Here is a 14,059-nt window from a genome sequence, read left to right as displayed (position 1 = left end):
ATCGGGTCGGCGCCCCTTCGCGGTGTTCAGGTACGACGTCTGGTCCCCATGACCCGGGTGAACGTCGCCGGGTCCTCGTCGAAGCCGTGGATGCCCGGGTGGAGGGTCCATTCGCCGGAGGCGTCGCGGGCGAACTCGGCGACCACGGCCGCCGTGGCGTCCGGGGCGGTGCTGAAGTCGGCCTCGGAGAGGACCGTGTAGCCCTCGCTGACGCGGACGGCCGGGTTCAGGACCGAGGAGAACGTGGTGCGGGCCCGGCCCTGCTGGATGACCACGCCGACGACGACGCGCGCGTAGCGGCCGTCCAGGCGCTGGAGTTCGAGGTTCATGACCTCGTCCCAGCCGAACCCCTTGCCGTCGGGGCTGTCCCGGTCGAGGAAGATCGTGCCGTCCGGGGAACGGCTGTCGAAGTGCACCAGATAGGCCGGTTCCCCGTAAGCGTCGTCCGCCGTGAACGTCGCGGCGACGATGTCCAGGTCGGAGGGCGGCCGTCCCGCCGGACTGGGGTCCCACTTGAGCGCGACCTCGACCTCGCGGATTCCCTTGCTGAACCCGGTCACCAGGCTTCCCCTTCCCCCTGCAGCGCCGTCATTCCCAACTCCCTTGCCGTCAGGACTTCTTGCCCATCGTGTCACGCATACGGCACGGGTGCGCGGGTGATCTCCGCCAGAGCGTGACCGACGCCACGCCGACTGGCCGTACGATGGCGCGGTGCTGGTCAAGTGGATTCGCTGCACCGTGGTGGACCGCCGCGGGTTCGAGCGCGGGCAGCGGAAATGGGCGGGGCTTCTGGGGGAGCCGGGGTTTCGGGGACAGGGCGGAGGCTGGAGCAGGCACCGGCCGGGAGTGGCGCACGTCTTCACCTTCTGGGAGAGCCGGGCGTTCTACGACTCCTTCATGGCCCGCTCGCACGACCGGCTGGCCGCGTCCCAGTCCGGCACGTTCAAGGACGCCCAGGTCAAGCTGTTCGAGTACCGCTTCGACGTGAAGACCGGCTTCGAGCCCCGCTTCACCGACGCGGACCTCGTCCGGGTGGCCCTGTGCCGGGTCCGCGAGGAGCGCGTCGAGCACTTCACGCTGATGCAGGAGAAGGTCTGGAACCCGGCGATGGCGGGCTCGCCCGGCATGATCCGGGGCATGTTCGGCGAGGCGGCCGAACACGACTTCCTGGTCCTGTCGATGTGGCGCTCGGCGGCCGAGCACGGAAAGTACCGCACCGAACGCGTGGAGCGGCTGGCCCTGCGCGCCCAGACCGAGGCCGACATAGCCTCTCTCACCGGCGACATCGTGGAACTGGAGCCCTCCTGGACGGTCTGAGGCCGTGGGCGGTGTGACCTACGCCGTATGAAGGCCGTACCAGTGCCCGGTGCCGCCCCGCTGCCCGTAGGGTTTCCGACATGGCACGACCACGGCGCATCGTCCTTGTCCGGCACGGAGAGTCAGTGGGCAACGTCGATGACTCCGTGTACGAGCGCGAGCCCGACCACGCCCTCGCGTTGACCGACCGCGGCCGTCGGCAGGCGGAGGAGACCGGCGAACACCTCAGGGAACTCTTCGGCCAGGAACGGGTGAGCGTCTACGTCTCCCCGTACCGCCGCACCCACGAGACCCTGGACACCTTCCGCCTCGACCCCGACTTCATACGGGTGCGCGAGGAGCCCCGGCTGCGTGAGCAGGACTGGGGCAACTGGCAGGAACGCGACGACGTACGGCTGCAGAAGGCGTACCGGGACGCGTACGGCCACTTCTTCTTCCGGTTCCCGCAGGGCGAGTCCGGCGCCGATGTGTACGACCGCGTCGGCGGCTTCCTGGAGAGCCTGTTCCGCAGCTTCGAGGAGCCCGACCACCCGCCGAACGTCCTGCTGGTGACGCACGGGCTGGCCATGCGGCTGTTCTGCATGCGGTGGTTCCACTGGACGGTGGCGGAGTTCGAGTCCCTGTCGAATCCGGGGAACGCCGAGGTGCGCATGCTCGTTCTCGGAGAGGACGGCAAGTACGCCCTGGACAAGCCCTTCGAGCGCTGGCGGGAGCCGGTCCCGCACTGGATCGACCGATAGGCTGACGGGAAGATGACCCCTGAATCCTCCTCTTCCTCCGGGCGCCTGGAGCGCGCCCTGTCCAGTCTGCGCGGTCTCGCGGTGGGCGACGCGCTCGGCTCCCAGTTCTTCGTCCCGGTGAACCACCCGCTGCTCAAGCGCCGCGAGCTGCCCGCCGGGCGCTGGCAGTGGACCGACGACACGGAGATGGCCTGCTCCGTCGTGTCGGTTCTCGCCGCTCACCAGATGGTCCACCAGGACGAACTGGCCCGCTCCTTCGCCGAGCACCACGACTTCGACCGGGGCTACGGCCCCGCCGTGAACCGGCTGCTCCGGCTCGTCCGCGAGGGCGCCGACTGGCGCGAACTGGCCGCCCAGCTCTTCGAGGGCCGGGGCTCCTGGGGCAACGGCGCCGCGATGCGCATCGCCCCCCTGGGCGCCTGGTACGCGGACGACCCCGAGCAGGCGACGCACCAGGCCGAGATCTCCGCCTACACCACCCACCAGCACCGTGAGGCGGTGGCCGGGGCCATGGCCGTGGCCGCTGCCGCCGCCCTGGCCGCCGCTCCGGGCGGCCCGCCGCGCCCCGAGGACCTCCTGGACGGCGTGATCGCCCTGGTCCCCCGGAGCGCCGTGGGCGCCGGGCTGCGCCGCGCGCGGGACATGCTCGACTACGGGGACGCGGCGACCGTCGCGGCGGTCCTCGGCTGCGGGCGCCGGACCAGCGCGCACGACACCGTGCCGTTCGCCCTGTGGTCGGCCGCGCGGTCCCTGGGCGACTTCGAGCGCGCCTTCTGGACGACCGCCCAGGTGGGCGGCGACGTGGACACCACCTGCGCGATCGTCGGCGGCGTCCTGGCGTCCGGCGACGCGGGAACACCGCCCGCGGCCTGGGCGGAACGGACCGAGTCGCTGCCCGCGTGGGTGCCGGTCCGCGTCTGACAAGCGGGTCGCCACTGTGATGTTTCCGGTCAGGAGGGGCCGGGGTGTCGAGGCGGGGGCAGGGCGGCGTAGTCTGAGTGCGCCATGCCGTACGAACCACCCACTCATACCGTCGAGCGCTCCCTCCGCGCCACGACCGGGGCGAAGGTCATCGCAGGCGTCGACGAAGTGGGGCGGGGTGCCTGGGCCGGACCCGTCACCGTCTGCGCGGCGATCACCGGACTGCGCCGCCCGCCCGAGGGCTTGACCGACTCCAAACTGCTGACGGTCAAGCGGCGGGCGGAGCTGGACGGGATACTGCGGTCGTGGGTGACGGCCTTCGCCCTCGGTCACGCCTCCCCGGAGGAGATCGACGACCTGGGCATGACCGCCGCGCTGCGGCTGGCCGCCGTCCGCGCCCTGGAAGCCCTGCCGGTCCGGCCCGAAGCCGTCATCCTCGACGGCAAGCACGACTACCTCGGCGCGCCCTGGCGGGTGCGCACGGTGATCAAGGGCGACCAGTCCTGTGTGGCCGTCGCGGCGGCCTCGGTGATCGCCAAGGTCCACCGCGACAAAATGATGGCCGAACTCGGTGTCGGCCATGCAGACTTCGCCTTCGCGGACAACGCCGGGTATCCGTCACCCGTGCACCAGGCCGCGCTGGCGGAACGGGGCCCCACCCCGTACCACCGTCTGTCGTGGGCGTATCTTGATGCGCTGCCCCGGTGGCGGCACCTCAAGAAGGTCCGCGGCCTCGCGGACGGCGGCGTCCCGGTGATCGAGGGCCAGCTCGGCTTCGATTTCTGACGCCTCCGCCCACGCCGATGTGTCACCCGGCCATCGGCGTCGTACTAACGTTTGATAAAAATCATGCCTCTCCTTCCCGAGGAGCCTCAGATTCACGAGAGTGCCCAGGGTCCCGTCGCGACTCCGGCCAGCAGCCGCGTCGCACCGACCCCTCGTCCCGTACCCGGCCCCCGCCCGGCGGCTCCGGTCCGCCCCGGTCGTCCCGGCCCCCCGCGGCCCACGCCGCCGGCGCAGCGCGCGCCGCGTGACGTGGCTCCGGCCAAGCCGAGCCCGTCGGGCCCGGCCGCTCCCGCCGCGCCCGCGGCCAGTCCCCAGATCCAGCTGATCCCGGCCTCGGCCGAGGGTGCGCTCGACGCCGCCGAGGAGGCGCTGGACCTGCTGCTGGACACCGGCCGCGCCCCCGGTGAGGTGCTGGTGCTCACCACCGGTGCCCGGCACCCGTGGGCCGAGCACGAGCTGTCCTTCGGCGAGGCGTCCTACTGGGCGCAGTACGACGCCGGTGACGACGTCTTCTACGCCGACGGCGCCAGTGCCGCCCGTGCCGCCGCCCGGCCGGTGGTCGTCGTGGCCGTCAACGGAGGCTCCGCCGACGCCGTGGCCGCCGTCCTGCCGCTGGCCCACACGCGGGCCGGAACCCTGCTGATCGTCTGCGGCGACCCGCAGCAGATCAACTCGGTACTGGGCGCCGGGGTCTGACCCCTCACCGCGTGACTGACGGCGCCGCGCGCGCCGGACAGCCGCTCTGCCTGAGACGAGGCAGCAGGCGGCTGCTCGGCCCGCACGGCGCCGCAGTGCCGTCCGGGGTCCGACGCGTGCCCGAAGTGGCCGGAGACGCGGCCGAGTTCGGTCTCAGCGGGCCGCGGCCCGGCGCATGACCTCGGAGACCGGGCCGCCGGTGCGCGGCATCAAGGGCGGCGCCTCCGACAGGGCGAAGGGCTCCGGCGTGGAGTGCGCGTTCGGATGGCGTCCGCCGCGTCCCTCGCCGAGCACCTGCCAGCCGTCGTGCGTCAGCGTGATGTAGGCGCCGCAGCGCAGCCCGTGCAGCGTGCAGGCGTCACGCAGCCCCCACATCCAGGCCCCGTCCTCCTCCGTCCAGCGCGCGTCGCCCTCGCGGCAGTACAGCAGCACGGCGGTACGCACCGGGGTGCGGCGCCGCAGGTCGTGCGGGATGACCCGGCGCAACTGGTCGAGCAGCGCGTTGCGGAACATCCAGCCGTCCGCCGGGGCGGAACGCCGGGTGAACGAGGCGCTGGCGTGCAGCCGTTCGTCCGCGTCCAGGACGGCCACGATCGCGGTGGACGGCTTGGGACGGTGGCGGACGTGCAGGCCGCTGACGACCTCGCGCGGGTTGCGCAGCAGGGGGATTCCGGCGGCGGCCCACTCGGCGGGTTCGAGCAGACGGCTGACGGAAGCGGCGGACGCGGACGTCGACAACGAGGCCGCCGAGGACGAGGCGAATCCGAAGGTCACGTTCCTCCCTTCGGCTACGCGCCCACACTGCGGGCGAGGTCGGAATTCGGGGGAGCGCGCACCGCAGTGAAGCCCAGCCGGAACACGGGCGAGCCGTGCGGGGAGCGGACTCCAATTCTTCCTGTCGAACTTCGATGCGGCAACGAGCAATTGAGGCTGCCGACGCTTATCTGGCGGTCCGGGGCTTATATCCCTACCCACAGAGGCCGTTGACGACGCCTGGGGCGGGGGGCCGTCAACAGGTTTAGGCGGAAGCGGGCGCAGAAGCCGACGTCTTGCTGGCACCCCGAGTAGGTATCTTCAGGAAAGTGACTTACTCGGGAGGGGCCGCATGACCGCAACGTCCGTACGGAGCAACCCTGTCGAGCCGGAGCTGGCCTGTCCGGTCTCGCCGGTGCTCGACATCGTCTTCAGCCGCTGGACGACCCCGATCCTGTGGTGCCTGAACGAGTTCGGGCGGCAGCGGTTCGTCGTGCTCCAGCGGAACATCGCCTCCATCACGCCCAAGGTGCTCACCCAGCGGCTGCGCCAGCTGGAGCGGGACGGGCTGGTGGTGCGCACGTACCACCCCGAGGTGCCGCCGCGCGTGGAGTACGAGATCAGCGAGCTGGGGCGCAGCCTCGCGCCGATCTTCGCCCAGCTCGCCGAGTGGTCGGCGGAGAACCTGCCGAAGGTCGACCGGGCGCGTCGGGAGTTCGACGCGGGCTGAGCGGGCGGTTCCCGCTGTCCATTGGGGGGGCCGTCTACGGGTGAGGTCTCAGGCGCTGATGCGGGCGGAGTCGTCGCCCTCGTCGTCCGCGCTCTCCGCCACCTCCACGGGCCGCTGGGCGAGGAGGCGTTCGGCTCGGTCGGGGGCGAGGTCCAGGGTGGGCATCAGCTGCGGGAGGGTGATGCTGGGCAGGAGGTGCCGCAGCAGGACCGTCACCCGCTCGCTGAGGTCCGCGCGCTCGCACAGGATCTGCGACATCCACTGGATGCCGGTGAAGGAACCGGCCAGCATGTCCGCGGTCTCCGCAGGATCGACGTGCGGCAGCAACTCCCCGCGCTCCCGCGCCTCCACGAGCAGCTGGGTGAGCCGACCCGCCCAGGACTGGAACGGGGTGCCATGGAACGGGTTGCTCCGCTCCGGCCCCTCTCCCCACTGGTCCATCGCCAGCCCGACGCTGGCCCGCGTCAACGGGTCGTGCCGCAGCTGGTGCGCGAACAGCAGCCCCTGGTCGATGAGTTCCTGCACCTTGGTGCGCTGCGGGGGCAGCGGTCCCACTTCCAGCTGGGCCGCGATCACCCCGAGGGCCAGCTCCTCCTTCGAGGCGAAGTGGAAGTACAGGCCACCCTTCGTGACCCCGGCGCGCGCGAGGATCTCGGTGATCGTGGCGGCGCTGTAGCCGCGTTCGTCGAAGACGGCTGCCGCCGCCAGCAGGATCGTCTTGCGGGTCTGGATCGCGCGTGCTTGGCGTGCCATGGGCTGTCGCCCCTGTTTCTATGTCAGAGCTTGATCAGGTTCGCACACGAAGAGAACCGGACTGTCAGTATTTTGTCGAGGGGGAATGAGTTTTTGATCGCACCGAACTCAAAGGGCAATCCATGTCTGAAGGCACCAGCTTCATAGCCGATCGCGCCGTCGTCGGCACCTCATCGGCCGGACGGACGGTCATGACACACGCCACGGACCCCGCCGTACCGCCCGAGGACCAGACCGACTCGCTGGTTCTTGTACCGGACTCGGAGGACACCGGTCAACCTCTCGCGCACGGCGGCCGGGCCACCAGGGACCTCGTCCACCGGCCGGAAGCCGACGCCTTCCCCGTGGAGTGGACGCGGCTGGCCGAACACCGCTACCGGGTCGCGGTCGACTGGCCCGCCGACCATCGCTTCTTCGCCCCGCTCCCCGGTGGCGTCCAGGACCCCTTGCTGGTCGCGGAGACCATGCGGCAGACCGCGATGATGATGGCCCACGCCGAGTACGGCGTCCCGGCCGACCATCACTTCGTCATGTGGCACATGGACTACGCCCTCGCCACCGCCGACTTCGGCCTCACCGACGCCTCGGGCCCGATCGACGTCGTCATCGAGTGCGCCGACGTCCAGATGCGGGCCAGGAGCCTGGCCGGGATGACGGTTCTGCTCCGCTTCGAGCGCGACGGCCGTCTGCTCGCCACCAGCGAGGGGAGCCTCAGCTGCACCTCGGACCGGGCCTACCGCAGGCTGCGCGGAGACCAACTGGCCGCCGCCGGTGACCCCGTACCTCTGCTGGAAGCCGTACCGGCCGAGCGGGTCGGCCGACGCGATCCCAGGGACGTCGTGCTCGCGCCGCTGGAGCAAGGGTCCGGGTGGCGGCTGCGGCTCGACACCTCCCATCCCACGCTCTTCGCGCGGCCCAACGACCACGTACCCGGCATGGTGCTGCTGGAGGCCGCCCGGCAGGCCGCCATCGCGCTGGCGCCCGAGGGCCGCTTCCTGCCCGCCTCGATGAAGATCGCCTTCCACCGGTACGCCGAACTGGCCGAGCCGTGTCTTGTCCACGCCCGGCGTGAAACCTCCCCCGAGGGTGATGTCCTGGTCCACGTGGAGGGGGTCCAGAGCGGTGAGGCCGTCTTCACGGCCACCCTCGGCGACACCCCGGGAACGGCCCGATGACCCGGCGCGTCCTCATCACCGGATCGAGTGGTTTCATCGGCGGGCACGTCCTGAGCGCCGCCCGCGCTGCCGAGGACGTACGGCTCCGGCTTCTCGTCCGTACGCCACCGGCCACGCCCGACCCCGGCGTCGAGTACGCGCACGGCGACCTCACCGACCCCGCCTCGCTGCACGGCGTCTGCGTGGACGTGGACGCCGTCGTGCACTGCGCCGGGCGGATCGGCGGCGACGCGGAGTCGCTGCGCCGGGCCAACGACCTCGGCACCCGCGCCCTGGCGGACGAGGTACGCCGGGCCGGGGTCGCGCGGTTCGTGTACCTCGGCACGGCCGCCGTGCACGGACGCGGGCCCTTCCGCGACGCCCGGCCCGGCGAGGTGCCCGTCGCCCCCGCCTCCGACACCAGCCGCACCCGCGCGGCCGCCGAGGAGCACGTTCTCGCGGCGGGTGGAACGGTTCTGCGCCCCCACCTCGTCCACGGCAGGGGCGACCGCTGGGTGATCCCCGGCATCCTGGCCCTGCTGCGCACCTTGGGCGGCCTGCCGGACGGCTGGGCCGGGCTCCAGTCGATGATCGACGCGGACACCCTGGGGCGGATCGCGTTCGCGGCAGCCACGGCGGGCCCCGCGGACGGTGTGGGACGCGTCCACTACGTCAGCCATCCGGACCCCGTGCCGGGGGAGTCCCTGCTGTCCACCGTGGCCGAGACCTTCGGGCTCTTCGGCGCGGACACCCCGCGCGTCTCGGCCGAGACCGCCCGGCAGCGGGTGCTCGACCACCCCGCCGCCGGCCACCACCTCGGCATGCTCGCCGTCGACCACTGGTTCACCGACGAGTCGCTCTGGAGCGGGTACGGCGTCGAGCCGGGCGCCGGATTCGCCGCGCGCTTCCCGGCGTACGCCGACTGGTATCGCGGCCAGGCCGGGGGCGCCGCCACGGGAAACCGGGCGTCGACCGGGGTTTGAGCGGACGCGGTGACGTAAGGCGGTGACTTAAGGCGTGCGGTGACTTAAGGCGGCGTTTCTCAGATCCCGGCCACGCGCGCGTGGCCGGGATCTGCGTCGCGTGCGGCGCGGCTCGGCCCACACCCGGACACCCCTGGTAGGACCGGATCATGACGCGAGGAACCGGCCGCCACCTGCTCGCCACCAGCCTGCGCTCCCTCAAGGTGCGCAACTTCCGGCTCTTCGCGGCCGGTCAGATCGCCTCCGCCACCGGCACCTGGATGATGGCGGTCGCCCAGGACTGGCTCGTACTGGAGCTGACCGGCGACTCCGGCGCCGCTCTCGCCACCGTCACCGCCCTCCAGTTCACCCCGGTCCTCCTGCTGACCCTGTACGGCGGCCGACTCGCCGACCGGTACGACAAACGCGCCCTCCTGACCGGCGCCAACATCGCCTCCGGTGTCTTCGCGCTGGCCCTCGGCCTGCTGGTGACCGCCGACGCCGCCCGGCTGTGGCACGTCTACGTCGCGGCCGCCGCGCTCGGCGTGGCCAACGCCGTGGAGGTACCGGCCCGGCTGTCCTTCATCACCGAACTGGTGGGCCCCGAACTGCTCCCCAACGCCTCCGCGCTCAGCGGCGCCTACTTCAACATCGCGCGCGTACTGGGCCCTTCGCTGGCCGGGCTGCTCATCCAGTGGTCCGGCACCGGCACCGCGATGCTCCTCAACGCCGCCAGCTACACGGCCACGGTCGCCGGACTGCGCGCCATGCGCCCGGCGGAGCTGCACCGTGTGCCCCGCCCGGACACGCCCGCCCGTGTCACCGAGGGCCTGGCCCATCTGCGGACCCGGCCCGACCTGCTCACGACGCTCGCACTGGTCGCCGCGGTCGCCCTCTTCGGCCTCAACCTGCCGTTGACACTGCCGCTCATGGCCCGCGTCGTGTTCCACACCGAAGCCGCCTCCTTCGGCCTTCTCACCGCCGCGCTCGCCGGGGGCTCCTTGCTGGCCGCATTGGTCGGCACCCTGCGCCGGAACCGCCCTTCGGCGCGGCTGGTGGCGGTCTGGGGATGCGCGTTCGGCGCACTGGAGCTGACCGTGGGGTGGGCGCCGAGCCTGCCGGTCGCGCTGGTGCTGCTGGTGCCGACCGGATTCGCCTCGCTCTACTTCGTCCAGGCGGCGAACCACCGCATCCAACTGGGCGGCGACCCGGCCCACCGGGGCCGCGTGATGGCCCTCTACACCGTGATCCTGCAAGGCAGCACCCCGCTCGGCGCCCTCTTCGTCGGCGCCGCCACCCACACCCTCGGGGCCCGCTCCGGGCTGTGGGCGGGCGGCCTGATCGCGCTGACCGCCGCTCTCGTGGCGCTCGCAGGGGCGCGCGACGATGGGCGCGCCCCGGTACCTGAGCGTGCGGAGCCCCGACCGACCGGCAGCCGTCCCTGAACGAGTGGCCGGATGTCAGTCGGGTGCGGTTGCATGGGGGCATGAACGACCTGGAGCAGTTGCGTACCGAAGCCGACACCGTCCTCGCCGAGCTGGTCGGTGCCCCGGAGGGTTCGGCGCGGCTGCGGGAGGACCAGTGGGAGGCGGTCAAGGCCCTGGTCGTGGACCGGCGCCGTGCCCTGGTCGTGCAGCGCACCGGCTGGGGCAAGTCGGCCGTGTACTTCGTGGCCACCGCCCTGCTCCGCCGTCGGGGCTCGGGTCCCACGGTGATCGTCTCGCCGCTGCTGGCGCTCATGCGCAACCAGGTCGAGTCGGCCGCGCGGGCCGGTATCCAGGCCCGCACCATCAACTCGGCCAACCCCGAGGAGTGGGACGCCATCCACGAGGAGGTGGAGCGCGGCGAGGTCGACGTGCTGCTGGTGAGCCCGGAACGGCTGAACTCCGTCGACTTCCGCGACCGCATGCTGCCCAAGCTGGCGGCCACCACCGGCCTGCTGGTCGTGGACGAGGCGCACTGCATCTCCGACTGGGGCCATGACTTCCGCCCCGACTACCGCAGGCTGCGCACCATGCTCCAGGAGCTGGCGCCCGGCGTGCCCGTGCTCGCCACCACCGCCACCGCCAACGCGCGCGTGACGGCGGACGTGGCCGAGCAGCTGGGCACCGGCGCGGGCGAGGCGCTGGTGCTGCGGGGGCGGCTGGACCGGGAGAGCCTGCGGCTCGGCGTGGTGCGGCTGCCCGACGCCGCGCACCGGCTGGCGTGGCTGGCGGAGCACCTGAACGAGCTGCCGGGCTCCGGGATCATCTACACGCTCACCGTCTCGGCCGCCGAGGAGGTCACCGCCTACCTCCGCGCACGCGGCTTCGCCGTCGCCTCGTACACCGGCCGCACGGAGAACGCCGACCGCCAGCAGGCCGAGGCCGACCTCCAGGACAACCGGGTCAAGGCCCTGGTGGCGACGTCCGCGCTGGGCATGGGCTTCGACAAGCCGGACCTGGGCTTCGTGGTCCACCTCGGCTCGCCGTCCTCCCCGATCTCCTACTACCAGCAGGTGGGCCGCGCGGGCCGAGGCGTGGAGCACGCCGATGTGCTGCTGCTGCCGGGCAAGGAGGACGAGGCGATCTGGCGGTACTTCGCCGAGGTCGCCTTCCCGCCCGAGTCGCAGGTCCGCCAGACCCTGGCCGCCCTCGCCGACGCGGGCCGCCCGCTGTCCGTGCCCGCGCTGGAATCGCTGGTGGACCTGCGGCGCACCCGGCTGGAGCTGATGCTGAAGGTGCTCGACGTGGACGGCGCCGTGCACCGGGTGAAGGGCGGCTGGACGGCCACCGGCGCCGACTGGGTCTACGACGCGGACCGCTACGCCTGGGTCGCCCGCCAGCGCGCCGCCGAGCAGCAGGCCATGCGGGACTACGTCGGCACGGACGAGTGCCGGATGGCGTTCCTGCGCCGCCAGCTGGACGACGTGGAGGTGACCCCGTGCGGGCGCTGCGACAACTGCGCGGGCGCCTGGGTCGACACGGCCGTCTCCGGCGAGGCGTTGTCGGCCGCCGCCGGTGAACTGGACCGGCCCGGTGTGGAGATCGAGCCGCGCCGGATGTGGCCCACGGGGATGTCCGCGCTGGGCATCGACCTCAAGGGCCGCATCCCGGCGAAGGAGCAGTGCGCCACCGGACGCGCTCTCGGGCGGCTCTCGGACATCGGCTGGGGCAACCGGCTCCGGCCGCTGCTGGCCGAGCGGACGCCTGACGGTCCGGTCCCGGACGACGTGCTGAAGGCCGTGGTGGAGGTCCTCGCCGACTGGGCACGCTCGCCCGGTGGGTGGGCGTCGAACACCCCGGACGCCGTGGCCCGTCCGGTCGGCGTGGTCGCGATGCCCTCGCTGAACCGGCCCCAGCTCGTCGCCTCCCTCGCGGAACGGGTGGCCGAGATCGGACGCCTGCCGTACCTGGGCGCGCTCGCGTATACGGGGGAGGGTGGCGCGCATCAGGCGCATCGCAGCAACTCCGCGCAGCGGCTCCAGGCGCTGGCCTCCGCGTTCACCGTGCCGCAGGACCTGGCGGCCGCTCTCGCCGCCGCTCCCGGCCCGGTGCTGCTCGTGGACGACCGGACCGAGTCCGGGTGGACCCTGGCGGTCGCGGCGCGGCTGCTGCGACGGGCGGGGGCGGCGGAGGTTCTACCGCTGGTGCTGGCCGCGGCGGGGTGAGGGCGCGGGGCGGGACGGGGTGACGCTGGTCGAGGGGCTGTGTGGGGCTGTGCGGGCCGGGCTGGTTGTCGTGTTCCTGATTCGACTTATCCACAGGCTCGAGCGGGATTTCTAGATCCGCGGGATCGTCAGCGCATGACGAATCACAGCGAAACGACCGGACCCTTCGAAAACGGTGACATCACGGCGGGAGTGCCCTTCAGTGGGCCGATCACGCCCGACACCCCGATCGCCCTGCGTACCTCCGCCGAGCTGGCCGACGCGCTGCCCTACCTTCTGGGATACCGCCCGGAGGACAGCATGGTGCTGGTCAGCCTGCTCGACCGTGGCAACTTCGGTGGCCGTGCCCGCCTGGGCATCCCGGCGGGCGACGAGGACTGGCCGGCCGCGGCGCGGCAGATCGCCCGAGGGCTGGTGATCGGCGCCCGACGGCGCGGCACCCGGCCCGAGCGGATCGTGGCCTATGTCTGCCAGGAGCCACGACCAGGCGAGTCGGGCCGGGACGTGATGCTCCGGCTCGCCCCGCTCGCCCAGCTGCTGCGCACGGAGTGCGGCGGTCTCGACGTACCGGTGATCGAGGCGCTGTGCGTCTCGGACAACCGCTTCTGGTCCTACGTCTGCCCGGTCGAGAGCTGCTGCCCGCCCGAGGGCACGCCGATGGGCATGCCGGGCACCTCGGCGATGGCTGCCGCGGCCACCTACGCGGGCATCCAGGTACGGGGCTCGCTCCGGGAGCTGCGCGCGAGGATGCAGCCCTGGGAGACCTCGGCCGCGCTGGAGCAGGAGGTCGCGCTGGACGCCGCGGGCATGGCCCTCGTGCCCCGCATCCTGGACGACGCGAGCCGCACCGAGGTGGCCGAGGAGACGCTGGACCTGGCCGGACGAATCATCCGCCGGTTCGCCGAGGCCGCGCCGGTCTCGGGCATCCACCCGGCCGACGTCCGCGACGACGCGCTCCTCGGGCACGACGAGGCGGCGGCCCTCATCCTCGGCCTCCAGGACCGCACGACCCGCGACCGGGCGGCCGCCTGGATGGAGGGCGACGAAGCGGCACCCGCCCTGCGGCTCTGGCGGGCGCTCGCTCGCCGCTGCGTCGGCCCGTACCGCGAGCACGCGGCGGCTCCGCTGACCCTGGCCGGGTGGGTCGCCTGGTCGACCGGCGACGAACTGGAGGCCCGCGAAGCGCTGGCCATGGCCCTCGGCGCCGACCCGGAGTACCTCTTCGCCCAACTCCTGCACCGGGCGTGCGACGAGGGCCTGGACCCGGAATCCATCCGCCGCTGTCTCAGGCGGGAACGGCGAGGACGGCCTCTGGAGGAAGGGCTGCCGTCGAATAGGCCGAAGATTCCCGAGCAGAAATCCGGCTCCCCGCTCCTTCCGGGCCCCCTCCTCGGCGCGCTGGAGGCTCCGGAGGCGGACCCGGCCGCCCCCACCCGCCGAAAGCGCCGCCCCCGCTCCACCGGCCCCAGTGGCACCGGCCCCAGCGGCACGGGCCCCTGCGCCGACCGCCCGCAAGCGCGAAGCCGCCGCCCCACCCGGTCCCGCCCCTCCCCGGTCGACCGGGCGTGCCGCAGCGAGGAGCACGGCTGAGCGCTCGC

14 protein-coding genes are annotated in these 14,059 nt (G+C 72.6%); 11 read left to right on the top strand and 3 right to left on the bottom strand.

Features of this window, described 5'->3' with window-relative positions; translation table 11 throughout:
* Positions 1-26 precede the first annotated feature (26 nt).
* Positions 27-560, bottom strand: a complete 534-nt coding sequence (locus ACI2LY_RS07955) for a TerD family protein (protein WP_404706388.1) — start codon at positions 558-560, stop codon at positions 27-29.
* A 151-nt stretch (positions 561-711) separates the two neighbouring features.
* Between ACI2LY_RS07955 and ACI2LY_RS07950 the strand changes: the two genes are divergently transcribed.
* The 5 genes from ACI2LY_RS07950 (at position 712) to ACI2LY_RS07930 (ending at position 4,460) form a co-directional block, all read left to right on the top strand.
* A complete protein-coding gene (locus tag ACI2LY_RS07950) occupies positions 712-1,317 on the top strand; it encodes a YdbC family protein (protein WP_389006131.1) in 606 nt (201 codons plus the stop codon).
* An 80-nt stretch (positions 1,318-1,397) separates the two neighbouring features.
* Positions 1,398-2,057 (top strand): histidine phosphatase family protein, encoded by a 660-nt coding sequence (locus ACI2LY_RS07945; RefSeq protein ID WP_404706387.1) that lies wholly within the window; start codon positions 1,398-1,400, stop codon positions 2,055-2,057.
* 12 nt (positions 2,058-2,069) lie between these two features.
* The gene (locus ACI2LY_RS07940; RefSeq protein ID WP_404706386.1) at positions 2,070-2,978 is read left to right on the top strand and encodes an ADP-ribosylglycohydrolase family protein; all 909 of its coding nucleotides are present in this window, start codon (positions 2,070-2,072) and stop codon (positions 2,976-2,978) included.
* Positions 2,979-3,062: 84 nt separating this feature from the next.
* On the top strand, positions 3,063-3,764 hold the full coding sequence (locus ACI2LY_RS07935; RefSeq protein ID WP_393911931.1) for a ribonuclease HII: 702 nt from the start codon (positions 3,063-3,065) through the stop codon (positions 3,762-3,764).
* A gap of 63 nt (positions 3,765-3,827) precedes the next feature.
* Entirely contained in the window at positions 3,828-4,460 is a 633-nt protein-coding gene (locus tag ACI2LY_RS07930) for a hypothetical protein (RefSeq protein WP_393592510.1), read from the top strand.
* Positions 4,461-4,613: 153 nt separating this feature from the next.
* On the opposite strand, the gene ACI2LY_RS07925 is transcribed toward ACI2LY_RS07930, so the two are convergent.
* Positions 4,614-5,234, bottom strand: a complete 621-nt coding sequence (locus ACI2LY_RS07925; protein WP_393592508.1) for a hypothetical protein — start codon at positions 5,232-5,234, stop codon at positions 4,614-4,616.
* 331 nt (positions 5,235-5,565) lie between these two features.
* Between ACI2LY_RS07925 and ACI2LY_RS07920 the strand changes: the two genes are divergently transcribed.
* A complete protein-coding gene (locus ACI2LY_RS07920) occupies positions 5,566-5,943 on the top strand; it encodes a winged helix-turn-helix transcriptional regulator (protein WP_404706385.1) in 378 nt (125 codons plus the stop codon).
* Positions 5,944-5,991: 48 nt separating this feature from the next.
* Here the strand turns inward: ACI2LY_RS07920 and ACI2LY_RS07915 are convergent, their stop codons facing one another.
* Positions 5,992-6,696 carry a ScbR family autoregulator-binding transcription factor gene (locus ACI2LY_RS07915; RefSeq protein WP_404706384.1) on the bottom strand — a complete coding sequence of 235 codons (705 nt, stop codon included), beginning with the start codon at positions 6,694-6,696 and terminating at the stop codon, positions 5,992-5,994.
* Positions 6,697-6,887: 191 nt separating this feature from the next.
* Here ACI2LY_RS07915 and ACI2LY_RS07910 point away from each other — a divergent pair, with 191 nt between their 5' ends.
* From ACI2LY_RS07910 to ACI2LY_RS07890, 5 genes are all read left to right on the top strand, one after another.
* A complete protein-coding gene (locus tag ACI2LY_RS07910; RefSeq protein ID WP_404706383.1) occupies positions 6,888-7,871 on the top strand; it encodes a ScbA/BarX family gamma-butyrolactone biosynthesis protein in 984 nt (327 codons plus the stop codon).
* On the top strand, positions 7,868-8,833 hold the full coding sequence (locus ACI2LY_RS07905; RefSeq protein WP_404706382.1) for an NAD-dependent epimerase/dehydratase family protein: 966 nt from the start codon (positions 7,868-7,870) through the stop codon (positions 8,831-8,833). Before ACI2LY_RS07910 ends, ACI2LY_RS07905 begins: the two co-directional genes overlap by 4 nt.
* Positions 8,834-8,982: 149 nt before the next feature.
* Positions 8,983-10,257, top strand: a complete 1,275-nt coding sequence (locus ACI2LY_RS07900) for an MFS transporter (protein ID WP_404706381.1) — start codon at positions 8,983-8,985, stop codon at positions 10,255-10,257.
* 41 nt (positions 10,258-10,298) lie between these two features.
* Positions 10,299-12,461: a RecQ family ATP-dependent DNA helicase gene (locus ACI2LY_RS07895; RefSeq protein WP_404706380.1), complete on the top strand. Its 2,163-nt coding sequence runs from the start codon at positions 10,299-10,301 to the stop codon at positions 12,459-12,461.
* A gap of 135 nt (positions 12,462-12,596) precedes the next feature.
* Positions 12,597-14,051 carry a DUF4192 domain-containing protein gene (locus ACI2LY_RS07890; RefSeq protein WP_404706379.1) on the top strand — a complete coding sequence of 485 codons (1,455 nt, stop codon included), beginning with the start codon at positions 12,597-12,599 and terminating at the stop codon, positions 14,049-14,051.
* Positions 14,052-14,059: the final 8 nt, after the last annotated feature.

It is taken from the genome of Streptomyces sp. NPDC002176, assembly GCF_044903645.1.
GTDB lineage: Bacteria > Actinomycetota > Actinomycetes > Streptomycetales > Streptomycetaceae > Streptomyces.
Note: the sequence above shows the minus strand (reverse complement) of the source record. Positions and strands in the feature narration are given on the sequence as shown.

Coding starts and splice junctions, on each gene's coding strand:
- ACI2LY_RS07920 (WP_404706385.1), top strand. CDS start 5,566: ATGACCGCAACGTCCGTACGGAGCAACCCTGTCGAGCCGGAGCTGGCC.
- ACI2LY_RS07915 (WP_404706384.1), bottom strand. CDS start 6,696: ATGGCACGCCAAGCACGCGCGATCCAGACCCGCAAGACGATCCTGCTG.
- ACI2LY_RS07930 (WP_393592510.1), top strand. CDS start 3,828: ATGCCTCTCCTTCCCGAGGAGCCTCAGATTCACGAGAGTGCCCAGGGT.
- ACI2LY_RS07935 (WP_393911931.1), top strand. CDS start 3,063: ATGCCGTACGAACCACCCACTCATACCGTCGAGCGCTCCCTCCGCGCC.
- ACI2LY_RS07905 (WP_404706382.1), top strand. CDS start 7,868: ATGACCCGGCGCGTCCTCATCACCGGATCGAGTGGTTTCATCGGCGGG.
- ACI2LY_RS07910 (WP_404706383.1), top strand. CDS start 6,888: ATGACACACGCCACGGACCCCGCCGTACCGCCCGAGGACCAGACCGAC.
- ACI2LY_RS07900 (WP_404706381.1), top strand. CDS start 8,983: ATGACGCGAGGAACCGGCCGCCACCTGCTCGCCACCAGCCTGCGCTCC.
- ACI2LY_RS07945 (WP_404706387.1), top strand. CDS start 1,398: ATGGCACGACCACGGCGCATCGTCCTTGTCCGGCACGGAGAGTCAGTG.
- ACI2LY_RS07890 (WP_404706379.1), top strand. CDS start 12,597: ATGACGAATCACAGCGAAACGACCGGACCCTTCGAAAACGGTGACATC.
- ACI2LY_RS07895 (WP_404706380.1), top strand. CDS start 10,299: ATGAACGACCTGGAGCAGTTGCGTACCGAAGCCGACACCGTCCTCGCC.
- ACI2LY_RS07940 (WP_404706386.1), top strand. CDS start 2,070: ATGACCCCTGAATCCTCCTCTTCCTCCGGGCGCCTGGAGCGCGCCCTG.